Consider the following 23,402-nt stretch of genomic DNA (forward strand, 5'->3'; position numbering starts at 1 on the left):
ATCACGATCAGTTTGTTGCGCGGCAAATCAAGATTGATGTTTTTGAGGTTGTGCGTACGCGCACCTCGGATGCGAATTTCGTCCATTCACTCTTTCAGCTAGGCTTTTCCGGCCCCTACGCCCTTTTTTGAAGGTCGCGGGAAGGTTAAAACGGGTCAACCTGCTACTATAGCGGGTTTTAAAGCTGGTCGTAAAACCACGTTTCTGGTTCTTCCTTGCTCTATTTCCTCTTTGCCATGTCATCCACTTCTTCAAACGACGTCAGCACCCGCATGAGCCGCAATGAAATCCGCGCCAGCACGTCGCTGGCATCGATTTTTGCCTTGCGCATGCTTGGCCTGTTCCTGATCCTGCCGGTGTTCTCGGTACACGCAAAAGGCTTGCCGGGCGGCGAGAGCGCCACGCTGGTCGGTCTGGCGCTGGGGATTTACGGGTTGACGCAGTCGTTCGGGCAAATTCCATTCGGTATTGCATCAGATAAATACGGCCGCAAACGCGTGATTGTGATCGGCCTGATCCTGTTTGCGCTGGGCTCCTTCATTGCCGCCGCTGCCGACGATATCGTCTGGGTCATCGTTGGTCGTGCAGTGCAGGGTGCCGGCGCCATTTCAGCTGCAGTCACTGCCTTTATTGCCGATTCAACCAGAGAGGAGCACCGCACCAAGGCGATGGCCATGGTCGGCGCTTCCATCGGTGTGACTTTTGCCGGTTCGCTGGTGCTGTCGCCGCTGCTGTATCAAGCCATCGGCATGGGCGGCATATTCGCGCTGACCGGCATCTTGTCGGTGCTGGCGATCCTGGTGGTGTTGTATATCGTTCCGGCTGCGCCGGCCTTGCCGCCAGGACGCATATCAATACGCGAGGTGCTGGCCAATAGTGAGCTGATGCGCCTGAATTACGGCGTGTTTGCGCTGCATGTGACGCAAATGGCGATGTTTGTCGTGATGCCGTCGGCGCTGATCCGCTTTGGTCATCTGCCGCTCGGCGAGCACTGGAAAGTTTATCTGCCGGTGGTGCTGGCTTCTTTTCTGCTGATGCTGCCACCGATTTTCATTGCCGAGCGGCGCGGCAAATCGAAACAGGTTTTTGTCGCCGCCATTGCTTTATTATTGGCGGTTCAAGTCGGCATGTGGCTGGTGTTTGCACAGACGCAGTTGCACTGGATCTGGCTGGTAGCCTTGTTGCTGGCATTTTTTATTGCTTTCAATATTCTGGAGGCCAGCCAGCCTTCACTGGTGTCGCGCATTGCACCGCCTGCGGCCAAAGGTACGGCGCTGGGTGTGTACAACACCTTGCAGGCGCTGGGCCTGTTTTGCGGTGGTGCGCTGGGCGGCTGGCTGACGCAGCATGTAAGCAGTGCATCAGTATTTGTGTTGGGCGCAGCGTTGACGGTAGGCTGGCTTATAATTGCCGCCAATATGAAAAACTTACCACGTCGCGGCCAGGTTCAGGCCGCGGTAGTTTAATCGGAGAAAATTAATGGCATCAGTCAATAAAGTCATCATCGTCGGCAATCTGGGCCGCGATCCTGAAACCCGCTACATGCCAAACGGCGAAGCCGTTACCAACGTGGCCGTTGCCACAACGGAAAGCTGGAAAGACAAGAATAGCGGCGATAAAAAAGAAATTACCGAATGGCACCGTATTACCTTCTATCGCAAGCTGGCTGAGATCGCCGGCCAGTATCTGAAAAAAGGTTCGTCCGTGTATATCGAAGGCCGTTTGCAAACACGCAAATGGACGGACAAGGATGGCGTCGAGCGTTATACGACGGAAATCATCGCCGACACCATGCAAATGCTGGGCGGCCGTCCCGGCGCGGGTGGCGGTAGTTCGGCCATGGATGACGATTACGGCAGCAGCGCACCGGCACCACGTCAAAGTTCGGGTGGCCAGTCGGCTCGCCCTGCCGCCAAACCGGCAGCATCGAACTTCAACGATATGGATGACGATATTCCGTTCTAAGAAAAAACTTTCTTGGTGTGTGAAAAAGGCCTGCAGAGTTAATTCTGCAGGCCTTTTTCTTTGTCGCCTGACATTCCAAAAAATATCTGTTCTATCCGATTCCCGTCATCACTTGCCGCTAGCTGAGGCCTCCGGTGAGGCGATAACTATACGGTCGACGGACAAGGCCGCCAATAATCCTGCTACAGGCGCTTTGCGCGGTATTGCACATCGTTCTGAAGCAACGGTTTGGATGCATGCACAACAAATTTGACAATAAATAGTGCGTTTCCAAACAAGTATCAAAATTCCTTCCCTCATATGATTTGATCCAGACCACGATCAAGTGGTGCCTTGGAAAATTAGGAGACATATGAAAGATCATATTTGCAGTACTGGATGCAATCACTTCTCTCACCTGAACGATCCCGACCTGCTCGCGGAGTTCACGGAAGCGCGTCACAGCCTACGCGCAAACATCAGCGGCACAAAAGCTAGCGGTAAAGCAGGTTTGGGTGGTGTCACGTACCGTCCCCTGCCTTCGAAGAAGGCCGGTGAGAACGTCAGCCACTACTATGTTCCAGCCAATAAAGACACCGTCCACTGGGGTTATTTCAGCAAGTCCATGGAGCCTCTGGTGAAGCTGGAATCCGGTGATTACGCCACGATGGAAGCTGTTACGCATCACTCTTTCGACGATTATGAAAGAATGATCCAGGGTGATCCGGGTGTAGAAGGTATTTTCCACTGGGATGCTGAAAGCAAGGCGATCGATCGTCGCGGTGCAGGCCCAATGGATCACCCGGTGGGAGCTGGCGGCGGCATGGGCGTACACGTATGTACCGGTCCCATCTATGTCAATGGCGCAGAGCCGGGCGATGTGCTGGAAGTGCGTATCATCGACACGATGCAGCGACCATCCGCCAATCCCGATTATCGCGGCAAGTCGTTTGGGGTTAATGTGGCGGCCAACTGGGGCCTCCAGTACAACAACCTCATCACCGAACCAAAACAGCGCGAAGTCATCACCCTCTACGAGGTGGATGCAACTGGTGCGCAAACCACAGCCAGGGCTGTGTACAACTATCGCTGGGCGTCACAAACCGATCCTCGAGGCAGAGTGCACCCAACCATCGATTACCCGGGCATTCCTGTTGACCGTAGCAAGATCAAGCTCAACTATGATGTGCTGAAGGGTTATGAAATCCCTGTGCGCCCGCACTTTGGCATGATTACCGTGGCTCCTGCAGAATCGGACATGGTCTCGTCGAACCCGCCAAGCTACACCGGCGGCAACTTCGATAACTGGCGTACTGGCAAAGGTTCGACCTGCTTCTTCCCGGTTGCGGTGCCGGGCGCGATGTTCTCGATCGGCGATCCGCACGCCTCGCAAGGTGATGCGGAACTCTGCGGTACCGCGATCGAATGTTCTCTGACTGGCCTGTTCCAGTTCATCCTGCATAAAAAAGCGGATCTGCCGGGCACCAAGCTGTACGGACTCGATTATCCCTTGCTTGAAACCGAAAGCGAACTGGTTGTTCATGGATTCAGCAGCCCGAACTACCTTAAGGAGTTCGCGGGCGCCGCAGATCCGGCGGCAGCGATTAAAGGTTCCCTTGACACGGCAATGACCGATGCCTTCAACAAGACGCGCCGCTTCTTCATGGATACGCGCAATCTGTCTGAAGACGAGGCCATCTCGCTGATTTCCATCTCGGTGGATTTCGGCGTCACGCAGGTCGTGGACGGCAACTGGGGCGTACACGCGATCATCCAGAAGGATATCTTCCCCAAAAAATAGCGTCGTGCGTTGTGCCGACGGGAAAACCGTCGGCACATTTTCAAAATCGAGAGGAAGAAATTTGCCGAAAGGCTTTTATCAGGAGGAGCAAAAATGAAACCGGAACACGTCTATGTAGGTAGAAATGAAATCGTGGCGCTGATCGTCGGTCTGATTACAGGTGGACTGTATACGTGGCTGAGCTTGCCGATTCCCGCGCCACCTGTCCTCGGCGGCATTATGGCCATCATCTTTACGTACGTCGGTTACCTGATCGTACAGGTGGTTCGCAAGGCTGTCGTATTTGGTCCGCCGAAAGAGTGATCTGTCTTTCGAAATAATCATTCCATAAAAAAACAGGAGACACGCATGATCGAAATTGGTTTTGGCTCAACTGAATTGCTGGCGTCTGGCGTCGGTCTTGTTACCGGCTTGCTCTATACGTCGGTACGTGCACCGATTCCGGCGCCCAACGTGCTTGGTGGCATCTTCGCCATTGTGGGCACCTTTATCGGCTACCTTGCCGTCGCAGCGATGCGCGGCCAACTGGTTTTTGTGGGCTAGGTGCCTCTTTTGGCGGGTTCCCGCCATTTTTTATAAGCAAGGTTTTGCACACTGTGCAAAAAACCGGCCGATAGGGGTGTATGTACTTCCGGAGAAAGGCTGAATGAAAAACAGGGCTTGAAGATCATGCGATCATGACGGTCTTGAAAATAGTCAGCTGAAAATTCCGGAAGTCCCTTTCGCTTTCCATAAAGATGAGTCACTTCGCATGAAAAGCTGGATTCCCCGGTTTCAGTCGCCCTAGTCTTGGCAAGGGAAATTGATCACGAAAGGTCCAGGCATGCACGATGATTCACATACATTTTCCACCGATGCATTTCCAGCCGAGCTGCGTGAAGCGGCGTGGCAGAATGCGCTTGCCAGTCTTGCGTTGACATCGGAGATCTCAAGCAAGAACCAGGCATCTCTGGTGGGCTACATCACATTCGGCGTCTCTCAGCCCGGTTCGGTATTTAGTACGCTGAACGCATCTCCTCAGGCTTTTACAGCGCGTGATCCTGCGATGCTCATGCGAACGGATTCCGTGACTGTATTCGTGCTATTCGATGGCGTCGGACAAATCGATGTTGGTGCCGAGACAGCAGCAGTTTCATCCGGGGATATTTATCTTCTGGATTCATCTCGCCAATGGAAATTGGCGCTGACCTCTGCATTTCGTGCTTGTGTTATCCGCTTGGAGAAGGCCAATTTCATATCCAGGCTGATGCACACGGGAAAGACTGACATTTGCAAAATCTCTTCGGCATCGGGTGTCGGGAACATCGCGTTTGAATTTGCAAGGGCGATAACGTTTCAGCTCGCTTCGCTTGGCTCGGAGGATCTGGAGCAAATGGAAGACGCGCTGAGCACGATGCTGGTTGCAAGTCTGGCTCAAAAAGAAGAAGAGGATGTTAGCCATTCGACGTCGATGCAGCTTAGTCATTTAAGGCGCATTTGCAGAACAATCGAGGCCAGACTGACTGATCCGGCGCTTTCAGCTGTCGATATTGCACGATCGGAGCAGTTGTCCGCTCGTTATCTTCAAAAGCTGTTTGCTTCTGCAGGCACAACCTTTGGCGAGTATGTAAAGAAGAGACGCCTGGATAGATGCCGGATCGATTTGTTTAATAAAAGCCTGAAGCATTTGACGATCTCCGAGCTTTGTTTCCGCTGGGGTTTCAATGATGCCGCCAACTTCAGCCGGGCATTTCATCTTGAGTATGGCGTCTCCCCCAAAACATATAGATCACAGCCGAGATTGGCAGGGAAGAGATATGAGTTGCGTGGCCGACCTGACCCCGCTTCAACTGAACATGCAAAGAATGTCCTGGCGCAGAATGAAGAGCTGCCACGGAATGCGCGTTTTGCAGGAGTATTGGTGGAGGTAGCTCTTCTTGAATCTGCAATTGCACTTGTGCCAAATCAATCTTCTTCGCATAAGGTGAACGATGCAGATGATGAAGAATATGTGGGAACGCATTACTACATCCCGGCTAATTCAAAAACGGTGCATTGGGGTTACTTCAGCAGCCTCATCAAGCCGATCTTATCAATCAATTCCGGCGACTATTTGACGATCGAGACGATCACTCAACATGCCTACGATGATTATGAAAGGATGATCCAGGGAGATGCGGGCGCTGAAAGCATCTTCTTTTGGGATAAGGATAAAAAGGCGATTGACCGGCGAGGGGCGGGGCCTATCAATGCTTCCATATTCGGACGGGGCGCGGGCGAAGGGTTCGGAGTACATATATGTACCGGGCCTGTCTATGTAAAGAATGCCGAGCCCGGAGATGTTCTGGAGATTCGCATTCTCGATGTGATGCCCAGGCCGGCGGCAAATCCGAAGTTTGCCGGTCAGTCGTTTGGCAGCAATGTCGCATCCTGGTGGGGCTTTCATTATCACGATCTGCTGACGGAACCCAAGCCTCGGGAGGTGGTGACAATTTACGAAATCCTGGATGCCGACCATGGTAGTTGCGCCAAGGCGGTTTATAACTATCGCTGGACTCCGCAAACAGATCCATTTGGTGTTGTCCATGAAACCATCGATTATCCGGGCGTGCCGGTAGATCACGATACGATCGTCAAGAACTTCGAAGTTCTAAAAAACGTTCGCATTCCTGTGCGTCCGCATTTCGGTGTTCTTGCAGTCGCGCCTGCACACGAAGATCCAATTGATTCCGTCCCGCCCAGTTACTTTGGTGGCAATCTTGACAACTGGCGGGCCACGAAAGGCGCAACACTTTATTTGCCGGTGGCAGTAGATGGCGCGCTTTTCTCGGTAGGTGATTCGCATGCGTCGCAAGGGGATTCCGAGCTATGCGGTACAGCGATCGAATGCTCAATGACGGGAAAGTTTCAGCTTGTCTTGCATAAGAAGAAGGATTTGGAGGGTGGCTTCTTTGCAGACCTGGATTATCCATTTCTTGAGACGGAAACAGAATGGGTAATACAAGGGTTCTGCTACGCCAATCACCTTGCTCAACTGGGGCCGCTTGCGCAGACAGATGTGTATAAAAAAACCTCGCTGGATTTGGCGATGCGGGATGCTTTTCGCAAGACGCGTCGTTACCTGATGACGGCGCACAAGCTGACGGAGGATGAAGCAATTTCCGTGATTTCGGTTGGCGTGGATTTTGGCGTCACGCAAGTGGTGAACGGCAACTGGGGCGTACACGCAATAATCCGGAAGTCGATTTTCGCCGATATCTGATGCAGGCCACTTCTTCCATCATGCCGGGTTGCGTAATCCGGGCATGGTTTGTCGCGAAGAATAATTCACAATTTTCAAATACTGATTTTCGACAATGAGTTGTTCGTTGTTGAACAAGATCAGATCACCCTTCTCTCCTAGTATCGCTAAATCAAATCAGTGACTGACATTCTGGTTTGTTTAGTCGTGTGTTCAAGCACGTAGATATAAATACTGGAGGAGAGACAATGAAGGCAATCACGCGATTCAGTTTAAAAAGAGAGTGTTCAATGAAGTTGGTAAAGCATGCTGCCATTGGCAGCGTGCTGGGCTTGGCCGCATCTGCATTTTCGATAAATGCCTTGGCGCAGACTTCTGTGCAGGTAAGCGGCACGATTGATGTCTATGCCGGAGCCACCAAGAATAGCGGTGATGCGCGGAGCACATCCGGCGTGAACAGCAGCGGCATGGAAACCTCATGGTGGGGTTTCAAGGGCAGGGAGGAACTGGGTGGCGGCTTGCAGGCGCATTTCGCGCTGACCGGTTTCATCCGTCCCGATGTCGGCGCTGCGGGGCGCTTCAATGGAGACTCGATGTTCTCCAGGGATGCCAACGTCGGACTTTCCGGTTCATTTGGACGTGTGTCACTGGGGCGAGACCTGGCGCCTAATTTCATTCCTACACTGACCTTCAGTCCGTTCGGTGGTTCATTCGCGTTTTCCCCGCTTGAACTGCATACGCAGACGCCATCAGGCAGCTATCGTGGTCAAGCCTGGTCGCCAACCGTGTCCGGCGATACGGGCTGGAGCAACGAGATCATGTACGTCATGCCGAAACTCGGCGGATTTACCACCAGCCTGTTCCTGCAACTTGGCGAGCAGGCCGGGAATTCGGGCAAGAACAATTATGGCGCGAATACCATGTATGAGAGTGGGCCGCTTTCTTTCGGTGCTTACTTTCAGTCTGTAAAGGTCAACAACCCGCTCGATGCCGTTGTCAGCGGGGATTCGCAGGTTTTCACATTTACGCCTTATAACCAGGTAACCGGAGCGACTTATGCGCTGGCTGCGTCAAAGAATGACACCTGGTTTGTGGGCGGTGCCTACGATCTGCAATTCATGAAGCTCTTTGGGACACTGAATTATTCGACGAACCGCTTGATTGGCGCTGCAAACGACAGTCAATACGATCTGAAATCGAATACGGTTCAACTGGGTGTCAGCGCACCTGCAGGTAGAGGTTCTGTGCTGTTCTCCTGGGCACGGACCAATGTGAAAGCAGATGGTGATTTCAGTGCTGTGCTGGGAGGCTCGGGCGTGAAATCATCGATAGTCCGCAATACCGCCTCGCTGGGGTATGACTACTTTTTCTCCAAGCGCACCGATGTTTATAGCGTCGTCAGCTACGACAAGCTGACAGATCAATCCAGCGGCGTCAGCTTTGGCGTGGGCATTCGCCAGCGCTTCTAATGTATTCATCAGGGCAGTGCGGCTGTTCTGCCCTGATGAAACAAGGCCGGGCGTCAGTATTTCTGCGGAAATCTGACGGTGTGCCTTTTGAAGCCTGGATGTGAAGTTGCCACTGCGGCTCTTGGTGCATGTTTGATCATCTTCGTTTACCCAATACCCATCATCTGAAGAGGGATGAGGTTTGCGGCCTTTTTTGCGCATCAGCGTTCATCAACTTTGACGATATGTTGGCAAATATGCCAGCTTAAGGCGTGAATCGTAAAACATTGTTTAATTTCCACGTGGAAACTAAAGTTTGACGATATGATTGCCGATATACATGATGTAGTCATCGCTGCCATGTGAAATTAGCAGCAAATTTTCCCATCCCCCCTTTACCTATTGCGCATCCCCTTGCTTTTACAGGAGGTGCGTAAGCATTCTGGATAGCCCCATGCAAGACAAGCAACAATCCTTAAACGGGAACGAAGTATTGGCTTTTACCCTGGGCAAGGAAGAGTACGGCATCGATATTCTGAAGGTGCAGGAAATTCGCGGTTATGACGCGGTTACCAAGATTGCCAATGCACCTGAATTCATCAAGGGTGTGATCAATCTGCGTGGCGTGATCGTGCCTATCGTTGACATGCGCATCATGTTCAATCTGGGCGAGCCCAGCTACGATCAATTCACCGTCGTCATCATTCTCAATATTGGCACGCGCGTGGTCGGCATGGTGGTCGATAGTGTGTCCGATGTGATCACGCTCAGTGCAGAGCAAATCAAGCCGGCGCCGCAAATGGGCACGACGATGAAGTCCGATTATCTGCTCGGTCTGGGCACGATAGAAGAACGCATGCTGATTCTGGTCGACATCGATTTGTTGATGTCTTCGTCGGATATGGGGCTGATCGAAAAAATCGCTGCTTGAGCTAATGGCAGCAACTTCTTGCTTCGATATATTGATATCGCAGAATTTTTATATTGGGTGAATAAATGAAAATTAAAAATTGGAAAATCGGCGTCAGGCTGAGTGTTGCGTTTGCGCTGATATTGATGTTGATGACATCAATGACGGCCTTGGGTGTCTGGTTCTTGCATGACGTTGCTGAAGCGACTACGGCGATGGAGGAGGCAACGGTCAAAGAGCGTCTGTCTGAGCAGTGGATCAGAGGCATTGCCACGAATACAGTGCGCACTTTCGCGCGCGTGAAAACCAATAGTGCAGAAGAAGAAAAATCTCTGCAGGCGGAAATGGCTGCCGTCAGTGCCGACGTCAGCAAAGTGCAAAAGCAATTGGAAGAAATGATCGTCAGTGTTGAAGGCAAGAAAATGATGGCGGCAGTTGCTGAAAAGCGCAGTACTTACAGCGCCATCCGCGACGCCGCTTTCAAACTCAAGGCGGAAGAGCGTGGTGATGGCGGAGTTGCTCTGAAAGAGATGATCGAGTCCAAAATGGTGCCGGCAGCAAACGACTACATACAATCCGTTCAGGGTGCAGTCGATTTTCAGGAAGAAATTTTTGTAGCAGCGAGGAAGCACGTAGATGAAATTTACGAATCAGGCCGTAATGTCCTGATTGTGCTGGGTGTGGTTGCACTTATGCTGGGCATACTGCTGTCCTGGCTTCTGACGCGCAGTATTACCCGGCCTTTGGGCTATGCGGTCAGTGTGGCGCGTGTAGTCGCTTCAGGCGATTTGACCGGCCGCATCGCAGTAGATTCGAAGGATGAAACCGGCCAGTTGCTGCAAGCCTTGAAGGATATGAATGACAGCCTGACCGCCAGCATCACGCAGGTTCGCTCGGGTGTCGATACCATTGCAACCGCATCGAATCAGATCGCATCCGGCAACCTGGATCTGTCGTCGCGTACTGAAGAACAGGCCAGCTCGCTGGAAGAAACCGCATCGTCAATGGAAGAGCTGACCTCTACCGTCAAGCAAAATGCCGACAATGCACGACAAGCCAATCAGCTTGCCGTCACTGCTTCCGGCGTGGCGGAAAAAGGTGGTGTGGTCGTGTCGAAAGTGGTGGATACGATGGATGGCATCAATACCTCGGCGAGAAAAATTGTCGATATCATTGGTGTGATCGATGGCATCGCTTTCCAGACCAATATCCTGGCGCTGAATGCAGCGGTGGAAGCCGCGCGTGCCGGCGAGCAAGGTCGCGGTTTTGCGGTGGTGGCATCGGAAGTGCGCAGCCTGGCGCAGCGTTCGGCTGCAGCTGCCAAGGAAATCAAGACACTGATCGACGATTCGGTTGATAAAGTCGATAGCGGCAGCAAGCTCGTGGCAGAAGCGGGGACGACCATGGTGGAAGTGGTTGACAGCGTCAAGCGCGTGACCGATATCATGTCCGAAATCATGGCTGCCAGCCAGGAGCAAAGCGCAGGTATTGAGCAGGTCAATCAGGCCATTGGCCAGATGGATCAGGTCACCCAGCAAAATGCGGCCTTGGTGGAAGAAGCAGCAGCAGCAGCGGAATCCCTGAACGAACAAGCGGCGAATCTGGCGCAAGCGGTGAGTATATTCAAACTGGATGGCGTAGCGAACAGCACCAGAGCTGCGACACGCTTGCCGGTTGCGGCAAGCAAGGCACCGGTAACGCGTCAGCTCGCAGCCAGCCCGGCGCCGAAGAAAATCGTCAATGAAACCCGTCCGGTTAACGGCGACGATTGGGAAGAGTTTTAAGACCGTACTGCCTGCATGAATAAAAGCCCGCTGAAATAGCGGGTTTTTTTATGCACATGCGATTTCTCGCGGGAACGCATTATCTTTTGCCTGCATCCATATGTGAGCGGTGATGTGGCAGTTTCTCTGTATCTGCGGGTTTTGCTATTTCTTGTTTGCCTGCAAGTGTTTGTTGCCTGGCGCACGGAATGAGCGGGCGAGTCGGTATATATTTTCATCGCGGAGCGGGATGTGTGATCATTCGCTTGGCATTCGCAATGAGTTTTTCCTTGTGCCGACAACAATTTTAAAAAATTACCGATGACATTATCCTTTTCCCTGCGCACTGCAATTGCCGACAAAAACATTTCGCCTGTGAGGAAAGCATTTCTGCATTGTGCGCTGCTGGCCTGTGTTTTCCCTGTTGCATGGACGGCGCAGGCACAGACCGCATCCAGTCCCTTCAATGAATTCATGACAGCGCCGGGGAGTGCCGGCCTTGGATTTGTCACGCGTGTCGAGCGCTCGCCGTATGTGGGTGGCGGCAATCGCAAGGATTTGCTGCCCCTGTATCTGTATGAAGGCGAGCGCTTTTTCCTGCATGCCAATCGCGTCGGCATCAAGTTCGCACCGGAAGAAGATCAGCGTGTAGATGTTTTCCTGCGTCGGCGTCTGGAAGGATTTCCAGAGGATGAACAGCCAGCAGCATTGAGCGGAATGGCGCCGCGCAGTACCGGCGTCGACCTGGGCGTGACATATCGCTACAAGCAGCCCTGGGGCACGCTGCATGCATCTTTCCTGCACGACGTGAGCTCGGTATCGGACGGCAGCGAACTGGCGCTGGAATATTCATATGACTGGCGCTCGGGGCGTTGGGCTTTCCGCCCCAGCGTCAGCATTTCAATGCGTGATGGCAAGCTGAATAATTATTACTATGGTGTGCTGGCAGGAGAGGCGACGGCGGCACGCCCGGCTTATGCGCCGGGCTCCGGCACCAATGTGGCGCTGAATCTGTACGGTTCGTACAATCTGACTGAGCGCTGGCGCTTGCTGGGTGGTGTTTCCGTCACTGCGCTGGACAGCCGGATCAAGGACAGTCCGATAATACGCAAAGGTTTGCAGCCATCATTCTTTGTCGGCGCAGCCTATGATTTTGGCAGCTACAAGGAGCAGTTGTGGGCCGATGAAAAAGCACCGACTTATGTGCGCGTACTGTATGGCCGGGCGGGTGCCGATAGCTGTCATCTGGCAAAAATCCTTACTTTCAAATGTGCCGACCTCGACAAGACGACGCCTACCAGTATCGCCGGCGTGCACATCGGTAAACCGTTTATCGAAAAACTCAATGGCTGGCCGCTGGATTTTGTCGGCTATGCCGGGCTGGTGCATCACAACGACCGGAATCTGCAGGCTAACGGCGTGCAGGTTGATTTGTTCATGAAAGCGTTTTACTACGGCTTTCCGTGGAGCCACAAGGTCAAAACGCGGCTGGGCTGGGGTTTGGGCGTTTCCTACGCAAATCGGGTGCCGTACACGGAAGCGAGCAGCCAGGCTGCGCGCAATCGTCCGACCTCGCGCTTGCTGAATTATCTGGATCCAACGATCGATGTCAGTCTGGGAGATTTGATCGGTTCGCGCAGTCTGAAGGAAACCTATGTCGGCGTGGGCGTTTCGCACCGCTCCGGTATTTTCGGTTCATCGCGATTGCTGGGTGATGTGAATGGCGGCTCAAATTATATTTATACCTATCTCGAGATGAAGATATGAGGTGGTGCTGACGCGCAGTTTTCTGCAGTGCTTCAGCAAGTTTCGATCTAAAGGGATGTTGTGTGCTGCTGTTTTTTTACGAGGGAATCGTCCATTTTGATCAGGTTGTCGTGCGGAATGGTATGCATTCAGTCAGCCTTGAACATGAAAACGTCGTTAAAAACGGAATTTAATTTTTTCAATGCAATCTTTTCTATTCTTTTCTATTTCACTGCATTAAGATTTGACGCTTACGTTTGCAAATTTTTACATTTCCAGCTGGTGAAATTTATCGTTTGTTCAGCCAAGTCGTGCATTCAGTGTCACGATGGCAATAATGAACAAATCAAAGCCATGGGCCTCTATTTTTAATTCAGCTGCTTTAAGCATGTTTTCAAAACGTAACGATACGGCCAATAATCAATTAGTCAGCCTGATGGAAGTGGCCGGAGAGGTCGTGCTTCGGCTTAACAGCCATGGTGAAATCCTCTATGCCAGTCGTCGCGCCGCCGAAGTGATCGGCTCCGATGCGCAACTGGTGGGCATGAATCTGTTTGAGTTGGTGCGTTTGTCGGACCGACATGCAATCGAAGCGTCTTTGCGTCAGGCACTTCTATCTCTGCAAATTACCCGGGTGAGCGTACGCATGGCGACGCATGCCGCCGTCTTGCAATTCGAGTTGCAGATGATTGCCTATGAGGCGGGAACTGCTCTGGAGTTGCTGCTGGTGGGGCGCGATATTTCCAATCAGCAGAAAACGGAAGAGCGTTTGCGCCATATGGCGACGCACGATGAGCTGACCAATTTGCCCAATCGCGCCTTGCTGGCCGATCGTTTGAGCATGAACATGGCGCAATCGCGCCGTACCAATATCGGTTTTTCCGTCATCGCGCTGGACCTCGACGGTTTCAAGAAGGTGAACGATGCCTTGGGCCATGCAGTCGGCGATGCATTGCTGCGGATCGCTGCGGGTCGCCTGCGCGAAACCCTGCGCGATGTCGATACCCTGGCCAGAGTCGGTGGCGATGAGTTTGTCGCGGTATTGCCTGGCGCCGTCGATGAAGTGGAAATTCAAAACGTGGCGCGGCGGATGATTTCTGCCATCCAGCTACCCTTTGAAATCAATAACAACACCTTGTATGTGAGCGCCTCGATCGGGGTTGCAATCTATCCGATGCACGGCGACAGCGAAGTCAAATTGCTGGCGCATGCCGATGCGGCAATGTATCGGGCCAAGGAAACCGGCAAGGCGCGCTGCATTGTGTATAACGAGCTTGCCTTCAATCGCATCGAGCATGATGTGTCGATGGAAGCGGCAATGTTCGATGCCGTCCGGAACGGCGAATTTCTGTTGCACTATCAGCCTATCGTCGATGCGCAAACGCGCCAGATCATGGGGTTTGAAGCCCTGATGCGCTGGATGCGCCCGGATATCGGCCTGGTGCCGCCGAATCAGTTCATCCCGATGGCGGAAGACAATGGATTGATCAATCTGCTCGGCGCATGGGCATTGAAATCCGCATGCGTGCAGTTGAAGCGATTCGAGGAGGCGGCTGGCCGGCAGCTCTATGTTTCAGTCAACGTCAGCCCGCGTCAATTCCGCAATGACCAGTTTCTCGGCATGATGGATGACGCTCTCAAGCTGTCCGGATTGGAAGGGCATCAATTGATGCTGGAGATTACCGAAGGCATCCTGATGTCGGATCCTGAACATGCAGAAGCGCTGCTGAACAAGATTGCCGCGCGCGGCGTGCGTATCGCGATTGATGATTTCGGCACCGGATATTCTTCGCTGATTTACCTGAAGCGCTTTCCGATTGCAGCGCTCAAGATCGATCGCGCTTTCATCAGGGATTTGCCGACATCCGTCAAGGATGCCGCGATTTGCAATGTGATTCTCAGTCTTGCCGGCAATCTGAGTTTGCAGACGGTGGCAGAGGGCGTTGAAAACGAACAGCAGCTGGAATTCCTGTCCAGCCAGGGTTGTTCGCTGATTCAGGGCTTTCATACCGGCCACCCTTCCGTGCCTGATGCACTCATCGATATTTTGAAAGCAGAGACACTTGTTCTGCAAAACTAGTCTGACAGGCCGCAAAAACTGATTCATGAAGAAACCAATCAACCCATTGATCAATCCTGAGAAAACACTGGATTTGCTGTGGACGCGTGTGCGCCAGCGTGGTGACCTGCCAGGATTTTCCCGCGTGGTGAGTGCGATTGTCGGCGCCATGCACGGCGAGAACGATCGCGAATTCAACATGACCAAAACGGTCTTGTCCGATCCCACTTTGACACAGCGTGTTTTGCGTTTGGCCAATAGTGCGATGTACTCGGCTTTTGGCCAGGGCATCAATACGGTTTCCAAAGCCGTGATCGTGCTCGGTACGGAAACCATCGGCCATCTCGCTCTGGGTTTGAAGCTGATCGATGGTTTGTCTGCCGCATCGCTGGCGACATCGCATACTCGTAATGAAATGGAAAAGGCTGTACTGGCGGGGCAGATTGCACGCCAGGTTGCTTCATCATCAACCCGGCGCGATACGGAGGAGGCGGTAGTCTGTTCGATACTGCATTCGCTGGGCCGCTTGATGGTGTCGTTTTACCTGCCTGAGCAATGGGTGCAGGTGCAAACGGTAGCAGCGGAAAAAAATATTACCGAAAATGAAGCTGCGGACGAAGTTCTTGGCTTGGGTCTGGATGAAATCGGCAGCTTGATCGGCAAGCGCTGGGGTTTTCCGTACTCGCTGGTCGCCAGCTTGAAAGAAATACCGCCGCGTATCGATACAGACCTTACACATGAACCGCTGATGCATTCGGAATGGCTGGCTGCAATTTCGACGATGGCGACGCGCTGCGCTGGTGCCGTGTGCGAAGGAGAAGAGACTTCCGCCGTGGATCTGACAAATATTGCGGAAGATTATGCGGAGATGCTGGGCCTGGATGTTCCTGGCATTCTGCTGGCCGTCGATACGGCGCAAAAAATCGCCAGGGAAGATGAGCTGCTGATCGGCCAGGAAAAGCGGCCTGACGAACCGGAAGCGCAACTGTTGCTGCCTTTGGGCAAGCCTGCCGATGCGATTGAAATTATCCGGCGCGGTGTCGGCGATATGCGCGATGAAGTGGTGACGACCAGTACCGGTCAATTGATGACGGTGGCATTGGAGACTGTCTATCAAGGCCTGGGCTTGAGTCGCGCCATCACGTTCCTGCGCAATCATGATGAAGCCAAATATGTTGCACGCATGTGCTTCGGCGAATGCACGGAAGATTTGCTGCCGCGTCTGATGTTTAACGATGCGTATCAACCGGACGTTTTTCATGCTGCGTTGGCGAACGATAAAATGATTCTGGTCGACGATGCGCAGGCGCCGGGTTTCATCAACAAATTGCCGCGCTGGTGGCGTGAAGAGCTGGGCAGTTCGCGCAGCTTCATGATTTTGCCTCTGATGCTGAATTTTCATCCGGTGGGCTTTATTTACGGAGACTGGAATGCGGCCCTGCCAACATCCAGAATCACACCGAATGAAGTGGTGTTGCTGGATGAGTTGCGCGCACTGGTAGTCAAGGCGATAGAACATCGCTGCCATTTGGAACCGGCCTGGGCGCGCGCCATGTACTAATTTCCCCGCCGGTAGCGTAGTCGAATTACCATAGCTGGCATTATTCAGCTTTCATTCAGACCATGGCTCGACTTCCCCGGCTCGTCATACCCAATCAAGCGCATCACGTTATTCAATCCGGCAACAATGGTGAAACAGTTTTTCGCGATAGTGCCGATTACAGTTTTTTCCTGAGCCGCTTGAAAGAGGCTGCCAGGCAATTCAAGGTTGCCATTCACGCTTATGTGTTGATGCCCACGCATCTTCATCTGCTTGCTACACCCGCCGATCTGGAAGGATTGAGCCGGATGATGCAATGGCTGGGACGTCATTACGTCCCGTATTTCAATCGCAAGTACACGCGCACCGGTACGCTTTGGCAGGGCCGCTACAAGGCGACGGTGCTGGATGCGGAACGCTATTTCATGACCTGTTGCGCCTATATCGAATTGAATCCGGTGCGCTGCGAGCTTACGCATGCGGTCGGAGATTATCCGTGGTCCAGCTATCCGCATCACATAGGCGCTCACTCTGACCCTATTATTTCTGATCACCCTCTATATTGGTCTTTGGGCAATACGCCTTTCGAGCGCGAAGCGGCTTACCGGGCGCTGGTCGAGCAGGGTGTCAAAGAAGACGACGTACACATGCTGACTGAGGCCACGTTAAAAGGCTGGGCCCTGGGTTCGGAGCAATTTCAGTTGTCCCTTGAGAGACAGGCTGTTCGACGCGTGCGGCCGGCAAAGCGTGGGCGGCCAGCACGTAAAACGCTGGAATCTGCACCAAAATAGGGTGAATTTTATAATTTTGATTCAATATGGTGCAAAACTCCATTTACTATGTCCCTATTTAATATGTTCAGAAAATTGATGGTAATTTAAGTTACTCCGACCCTATTTATTTGAGTTGAATTTACTGTTGCGCTGCACTATCCTTCAGCCTCGACATGAAAAGTAGTGGAGAAGGCTATGCACGCGCAAGGTTTATACGATCCGGCTAATGAACATGATGCATGCGGCGTTGGTTTCGTCGCCCACATCAAAGGCAAGAAAAGCCATTCCATCGTTGAGCAGGGTTTGCTCATACTGAAAAACATCGATCATCGCGGCGCGGTTGGCGCTGACAAGCTGATGGGTGATGGCGCCGGTATTCTGATTCAGATCCCGGATCAGTATTACCGTGAAGAGATGGCGAAGCAGGGTATTGCCTTGCCGCCTGCCGGTGAATATGGCGTAGGCATGGTTTTCCTGCCGAAAGAACACGCTTCGCGCATTGCTTGCGAACAGGAACTGGAGCGTTCGGTATTGGCTGAAGGCCAGGTTGTGCTGGGTTGGCGCGACGTGCTGGTCGACAAAGACATGCCTATGTCGCCTACCGTGCGCGAAAAAGAGCCGGTCATCCGTCAGATTTTCATTGGCCGCGGCCAGGACATCATGGTGACCGATGCGCTGGAACGCAAACTCTATGTGATCCGCAAATCATCCGGTCATGCAATTCAGGCTTTGCATCTGCTGCACGGTCAGGAATTCTTTGTGCCATCGATGTCAGCGCGCACCGTAGTCTATAAAGGTCTGCTGCTGGCGGATCAGGTCGGCGAATACTACAAAGATCTGCAAGATCCACGCTGCGTTTCCGCGCTGGCGCTGGTGCATCAACGCTTCTCCACCAATACTTTCCCGGAATGGCCGCTGGCTCACCCATACCGTTTGATCGCGCATAACGGCGAAATCAATACCGTCAAAGGCAACTTCAACTGGATGCGCGCGCGCGAAGGTGTGATGAAATCTGCCGTGCTGGGCGACGATCTGAAAAAACTGTTCCCGCTGATTTATGAAGGTCAGTCTGATACCGCATGTTTCGACAATGCGCTCGAACTGCTGGTGATGGCAGGTTATCCGATTGCACAGGCAATGATGATGATGGTTCCGGAAGCGTGGGAAAACCATACGCTGATGGACGCCAATCGTCGCGCCTTCTATGAATACCATGCGGCGATGATGGAGCCATGGGATGGTCCGGCTGCGATGGCATTTACCGATGGTCGTCATATCGGCGGCACGCTGGACCGCAATGGTTTGCGGCCTGCGCGTTATATCGTGACCGACGACGATCTGGTGGTGATGGCATCCGAATCCGGCGTGCTGCCGATTCCTGAATCGAAGATCATCCAGAAATGGCGTTTGCAGCCGGGCAAGATGTTCCTGATCGATCTGGATGCAGGCCGCATCATCGACGACAAGGAATTGAAAGATACCTATGCCAATGCCAAGCCGTACAAGCAGTGGATTCAATCGGTGCGCATCAAGCTCAATGAGTTGAAGGCGGAACCGGCTGAAGCCAAGCCGACTACCGCGCTGCTCGATCTGCAACAGGCATTCGGTTATACGCAGGAAGACTTGAAGTTCCTGATGTCGCCGATGGCAATCACGGCAGAAGAAGCGACCGGCTCCATGGGTAACGATTCGCCGCTGGCTGTCATGTCCAACAAGGACAAGACGCTGTATAACTATTTCCGCCAGTTGTTTGCGCAAGTGACCAATCCGCCTATCGATCCGATACGCGAAGCGATGGTGATGTCGCTGGTCAGTTTCATCGGCCCGAAACCGAATCTGCTGGATACCAACAACATCAATCCTCCTATGCGGCTGGAAGTATCACAGCCGGTGCTCGACTATGCCGACATCGCCAGACTGCGCAACATCAGCGCACATACCGGCGGCAAATTCAAATCGCATGAACTGAATATCTGCTATCCGACGGCATGGGGTAAAGACGGTATCGAAGCGCGTCTGGCCTCGCTGTGCGCACAAGCTGTCGATGCGGTGGCTTCCGGTCACAACATCCTGATCATCTCGGATCGCAAGATCGATGAAAGTCAGGTGGCGATTCCAGCCTTGCTGGCGACCTCTGCGATCCACTTGCATCTGGTCAGCAAGGGTTTGCGTACCTCGACCGGCCTGGTGGTGGAAACCGGTTCCGCGCGTGAAACGCATCATTTCGCATTGCTGGCCGGTTACGGCGCAGAAGCGATCCATCCTTACCTCGCGATGGATACGCTGAGCCATATGGCAAAAGATCTGTCGGGTGAATTGTCGCCGGAAAAAGCCATCGCCAATTTCCAGAAGGCAGTTGGCAAGGGCTTGATGAAAGTCATGTCGAAGATGGGCATTTCGACTTACATGTCCTACTGCGGCGCGCAGATTTTCGAAGCCATCGGTTTGAACAAATCGCTGATCGAAAAATACTTCAAGGGCACATCCTCGAATGTGGAAGGCATAGGCGTATTTGAAGTAGCCGAAGAAGCGCTGCGTTTGCACAAGGCGGCATTCAGCGCCGATCCGGTACTCGCACACTCGCTCGATGCAGGTGGCGAATACGCGTATCGCGTACGCGGCGAAGAGCACATGTGGACGCCGGATGCGATTGCAAAATTGCAGCACTCGACCCGTGCCAACAACTTCAGCACCTATAAAGAATACGCGCAGATCATCAACGATCAATCCAAGCGTCACATGACCTTGCGCGGCTTGTTTGAATTCAAGTTCGATCCGGCCAGCGCAATTTCGCTGGATGAAGTCGAACCGGCAAAAGAAATCGTCAAGCGCTTTGCTACCGGCGCGATGTCGCTCGGTTCGATCTCGACTGAAGCGCATGCAACCCTTGCGATTGCAATGAACCGCATCGGCGGCAAATCGAATACCGGCGAAGGCGGCGAAGATACCAAGCGCTATCGCAACGAGCTGCGCGGCATTCCTATCAAGGATGGTTCGACGCTGGCTTCGGTCATCGGCCACGATGTGGTTGAAGTCGATACGCCTTTGCTGCCGGGCGATTCGCTGCGCTCGAAAATCAAGCAGGTTGCGTCGGGTCGTTTCGGTGTGACTACCGAATATCTGACTTCGGCGGAACAGATCCAGATCAAGATGGCGCAAGGTGCGAAGCCGGGCGAAGGCGGCCAGTTGCCTGGTCACAAAGTGTCCGAATACATCGCACATTTGCGTTTCTCGGTACCTGGCGTCGGTTTGATTTCGCCGCCGCCGCATCACGATATTTACTCGATCGAAGATCTGGCGCAGCTGATTCACGATTTGAAAAACGTCAACCCGACAGCATCGATCTCGGTCAAGCTGGTGGCTGAAGTAGGTGTCGGCACGGTGGCAACCGGTGTGGCCAAGGCGAAAGCCGATCACGTCGTGATCGCCGGTCATGACGGTGGCACCGGCGCATCGCCATTGTCATCAGTCAAATATGCCGGCTCGCCGTGGGAACTCGGTCTGGCGGAAACACAGCAGACCCTGATCCTGAATGGCTTGCGCACCCGTATTCGCGTGCAAGCTGACGGCCAGATGAAAACCGGTCGTGACGTGGTCATTGCAGCCTTGCTGGGTGCGGATGAAATGGGCTTCTCGACTGCGCCGTTGGTCGTGGAAGGCTGCATCATGATGCGCAAATGCCATCTGAACACTTGTCCGGTCGGCGTCGCGACACAAGATCCTGTCTTGCGCGCCAAGTTCTCCGGCAAGCCGGAGCATGTGGTTAACTACTTCTTCTTCATCGCAGAAGAAGCGCGTCAGATCATGGCGCAACTGGGTATTCGTACCTTCGACGAACTGATCGGTCGTGCCGATCTGCTCGACAAATCGAAGGCAATTTCGCACTGGAAAGCCAAGGGTCTGGATTTCAGCCGCATGTTCTATCAACCGCCAGTTGCGGAAGGCGTGGCACGCTATCACACTGAAGATCAGGATCATGCGCTCGAAAAAGCGCTGGACAACAAGCTGATCGCACAGGCGAAGGCAGCAATCGAACACGGCGAAAAAGTCTCGTTCATTTCGACGATCAAGAACGTCAACCGCACCGTCGGCGCGATGCTGTCGGGCGAAGTTGCGAAGAAATATGGTCACGAAGGTTTGCCTGACGATACGATCCACATCCAGTTGCAAGGTACCGCAGGCCAATCGGCCGGCGCCTTCCTTGCACACGGCATCACGCTGGATCTGGTTGGCGAAGGCAACGACTACGTTGGCAAGGGCTTGTCGGGCGGCCGCATCATCGTACGCCCGAACACCGAGTTCCGTGGTCGCGCTGTAGAGAACATCATTGCCGGTAACACCTTGCTGTACGGTGCGGTTGCCGGCGAAGCCTTCTTCAATGGCGTGGCAGGCGAACGTTTCGCTGTGCGTAACTCGGGTGCGATTGCAGTCGTTGAAGGGACCGGCGATCACGGTTGCGAATACATGACCGGTGGTACCGTCGTCGTGCTCGGCGAAACCGGCCGCAACTTTGCAGCCGGCATGTCGGGCGGTATCGCTTACGTCTACGATCCGAAAGGCGAGTTCGCGGGCAAATGCAATATGGCGATGGTGTCGCTGGAACATGTGCAAACGACAGCCGAGCAGGAAAGCAAGGCTGAACATGGAACCTGGCACAGCCATAAACGTGGCAGCGAAGCACAGACCGATGAAGCGATTCTGAAAAACCTGATCGAACGTCATTTCAAATACACCGGCAGTACGCGTGCGCGCGCCTTGCTGGATGAGTGGAACACGGCGCGCAGCAAGTTCGTCAAGGTCTTCCCGTCCGAATACAAGCGTGCGTTGACCGAGATGCATGCAAATCAGGCGGAACAGGCCGTGTCGACCAAAGTCGCAGTGTAAGACTTTACAGACGCAATCCAGTACGAAGTCATGAGCCCGATCGCAAGTCGGTCGGGCTGAAACGTATGATTTAGAAGGCGAGAAAAAAATGGGAAAGATTACCGGCTTTATGGAGTTTCAGCGTTTGCAGGAAGCAAGCGAAGAGCCGAAAAAGCGCACCAAACACTATAAAGAATTTACTGTGCACCTGAGCGATGCAGAAGCCAAGGTACAGGCAACGCGTTGTATGGATTGCGGCATTCCGTTTTGTAACAACGGCTGCCCGGTCAATAACATCATTCCCGACTGGAACGATCTGGTTTATTCCGGTGCCTACAAGCAGGCGCTCGATACGCTGCATTCGACCAATAACTTCCCTGAGTTTACCGGCCGCATTTGTCCTGCGCCATGCGAATCCGCCTGTACGCTGGGCATCAACAGCGATCCGGTCGGCATCAAGTCGATTGAGCATTTCATCATCGACAAAGGCTGGGAAAGCGGCTGGGTAGTGCCGCAACCGCCTAGCGTCAAGACCGGCAAGAAAGTCGCCGTCGTCGGTTCCGGGCCTGCCGGTATGGCGGCTGCGCAGCAACTGGCGCGCGTCGGTCATGACGTGACTCTGTTCGAGAAGAACGATCGCATCGGCGGTTTGCTGCGTTACGGGATTCCCGACTTCAAGATGGAAAAATCGCACATCGACTTGCGCGTCAAACAGATGGAAGCAGAAGGCGTGACTTTCCGCACCGGTGTGCTGGTTGGCAAGGACTTCCCGGCCAATATCATCAACTGGGCGAAGGAAACGATTTCGCCTGAACAGCTGAATAAAGACTTCGACGCCGTTATTCTTACCGGTGGCGCCGAGCAGCCGCGCGATTTGCCGGTGCCAGGCCGTGAGTTGAAGGGCGTGCATTTTGCGATGGACTTCCTGCCTTTGCAAAACAAGGTCAATGCAGGCGACAAGGTCAAGGATCAAATCCTGGCGACCGGCAAGCACGTGATCGTGATTGGTGGCGGCGATACCGGTTCCGATTGTGTCGGTACGTCGAATCGTCATGGCGCAGCATCGATTGCGCAATTTGAATTGCTGCCGCAACCGCCGGACGCGGAAAACAAACCGATGGTCTGGCCTTACTGGCCAACCAAGCTGCGTACTTCGTCTTCGCATGAAGAAGGTTGCGAGCGCGATTGGGCGGTTGCCACCAAGCGCCTGGAAGGCAAAAACGGCAAGGTTGAAAAACTGATTGCTGCACGCGTCGAATGGAAAGACGGCCGCATGCAGGAAGTGCCGGATTCTGAATTTGAAATGAAAGCCGATCTGGTGTTGCTGGCGATGGG

The 23,402-nt window shown here is 53.3% G+C and carries 16 protein-coding genes; 15 read left to right on the forward strand and 1 reads right to left on the reverse strand.

Features of this window, described 5'->3' with window-relative positions; genetic code table 11:
- Positions 1-272: 272 nt before the first annotated feature.
- The 9 genes from ABWP27_RS06460 to ABWP27_RS06500 all read left to right on the forward strand — a co-directional run bounded on the left by ABWP27_RS06460 (position 273) and on the right by ABWP27_RS06500 (position 11,107).
- Positions 273-1,466, forward strand: coding sequence for an MFS transporter (locus ABWP27_RS06460; protein WP_502905321.1), 1,194 nt, complete (start codon positions 273-275; stop codon positions 1,464-1,466).
- Positions 1,467-1,479: 13 nt separating this feature from the next.
- The gene (ssb, locus tag ABWP27_RS06465; RefSeq protein WP_353154976.1) at positions 1,480-1,965 is read left to right on the forward strand and encodes a single-stranded DNA-binding protein; all 486 of its coding nucleotides are present in this window, start codon (positions 1,480-1,482) and stop codon (positions 1,963-1,965) included.
- Between the two features lie 490 nt (positions 1,966-2,455).
- The gene (locus ABWP27_RS06470) at positions 2,456-3,745 is read left to right on the forward strand and encodes an acetamidase/formamidase family protein (RefSeq protein WP_502905320.1); all 1,290 of its coding nucleotides are present in this window, start codon (positions 2,456-2,458) and stop codon (positions 3,743-3,745) included.
- 93 nt (positions 3,746-3,838) lie between these two features.
- Complete coding sequence (locus ABWP27_RS06475; RefSeq protein WP_011872458.1) at positions 3,839-4,048, forward strand: XapX domain-containing protein; 210 nt, start codon at positions 3,839-3,841, stop codon at positions 4,046-4,048.
- Between the two features lie 45 nt (positions 4,049-4,093).
- Positions 4,094-4,288: a DUF1427 family protein gene (locus tag ABWP27_RS06480; RefSeq protein ID WP_011872457.1), complete on the forward strand. Its 195-nt coding sequence runs from the start codon at positions 4,094-4,096 to the stop codon at positions 4,286-4,288.
- Between the two features lie 280 nt (positions 4,289-4,568).
- The gene (locus ABWP27_RS06485; RefSeq protein WP_353154981.1) at positions 4,569-6,986 is read left to right on the forward strand and encodes an acetamidase/formamidase family protein; all 2,418 of its coding nucleotides are present in this window, start codon (positions 4,569-4,571) and stop codon (positions 6,984-6,986) included.
- A gap of 269 nt (positions 6,987-7,255) precedes the next feature.
- Positions 7,256-8,434, forward strand: a complete 1,179-nt coding sequence (locus ABWP27_RS06490) for a porin (RefSeq protein WP_353154983.1) — start codon at positions 7,256-7,258, stop codon at positions 8,432-8,434.
- Between the two features lie 433 nt (positions 8,435-8,867).
- Positions 8,868-9,344, forward strand: coding sequence for a chemotaxis protein CheW (locus ABWP27_RS06495; RefSeq protein ID WP_353154984.1), 477 nt, complete (start codon positions 8,868-8,870; stop codon positions 9,342-9,344).
- 65 nt (positions 9,345-9,409) lie between these two features.
- Entirely contained in the window at positions 9,410-11,107 is a 1,698-nt protein-coding gene (locus tag ABWP27_RS06500) for a methyl-accepting chemotaxis protein (protein ID WP_353154986.1), read from the forward strand.
- On the opposite strand, the gene ABWP27_RS06505 is transcribed toward ABWP27_RS06500, so the two are convergent.
- Positions 11,104-11,562 (reverse strand): hypothetical protein, encoded by a 459-nt coding sequence (locus tag ABWP27_RS06505; RefSeq protein ID WP_353154988.1) that lies wholly within the window; start codon positions 11,560-11,562, stop codon positions 11,104-11,106. The genes ABWP27_RS06500 and ABWP27_RS06505 overlap by 4 nt on opposite strands.
- Between ABWP27_RS06505 and ABWP27_RS06510 the strand changes: the two genes are divergently transcribed.
- From ABWP27_RS06510 to ABWP27_RS06535, 6 genes are all read left to right on the forward strand, one after another.
- Positions 11,561-12,853 carry a MipA/OmpV family protein gene (locus ABWP27_RS06510; RefSeq protein ID WP_353154990.1) on the forward strand — a complete coding sequence of 431 codons (1,293 nt, stop codon included), beginning with the start codon at positions 11,561-11,563 and terminating at the stop codon, positions 12,851-12,853. The two genes, ABWP27_RS06505 and ABWP27_RS06510, sit on opposite strands and share 2 nt — an antisense overlap.
- A gap of 367 nt (positions 12,854-13,220) precedes the next feature.
- Positions 13,221-14,912, forward strand: a complete 1,692-nt coding sequence (locus tag ABWP27_RS06515) for a putative bifunctional diguanylate cyclase/phosphodiesterase (protein ID WP_353154992.1) — start codon at positions 13,221-13,223, stop codon at positions 14,910-14,912.
- Positions 14,913-14,937: 25 nt separating this feature from the next.
- Positions 14,938-16,452 carry an HDOD domain-containing protein gene (locus tag ABWP27_RS06520; protein WP_353154994.1) on the forward strand — a complete coding sequence of 505 codons (1,515 nt, stop codon included), beginning with the start codon at positions 14,938-14,940 and terminating at the stop codon, positions 16,450-16,452.
- Positions 16,453-16,514: 62 nt separating this feature from the next.
- On the forward strand, positions 16,515-17,222 hold the full coding sequence (locus ABWP27_RS06525) for a transposase (protein ID WP_353154995.1): 708 nt from the start codon (positions 16,515-16,517) through the stop codon (positions 17,220-17,222).
- Positions 17,223-17,399: 177 nt separating this feature from the next.
- On the forward strand, positions 17,400-22,088 hold the full coding sequence (locus tag ABWP27_RS06530) for a glutamate synthase-related protein (RefSeq protein ID WP_353154998.1): 4,689 nt from the start codon (positions 17,400-17,402) through the stop codon (positions 22,086-22,088).
- Between the two features lie 88 nt (positions 22,089-22,176).
- Positions 22,177-23,402: glutamate synthase subunit beta (locus ABWP27_RS06535; RefSeq protein WP_353154996.1), on the forward strand; the 1,226-nt coding region annotated here is incomplete at its 3' end.

The sequence above is a fragment of the Herminiimonas fonticola genome (assembly GCF_040395855.1).
GTDB classification, from domain to species: Bacteria; Pseudomonadota; Gammaproteobacteria; order Burkholderiales; family Burkholderiaceae_D; genus Oxalicibacterium; species Oxalicibacterium fonticola_A.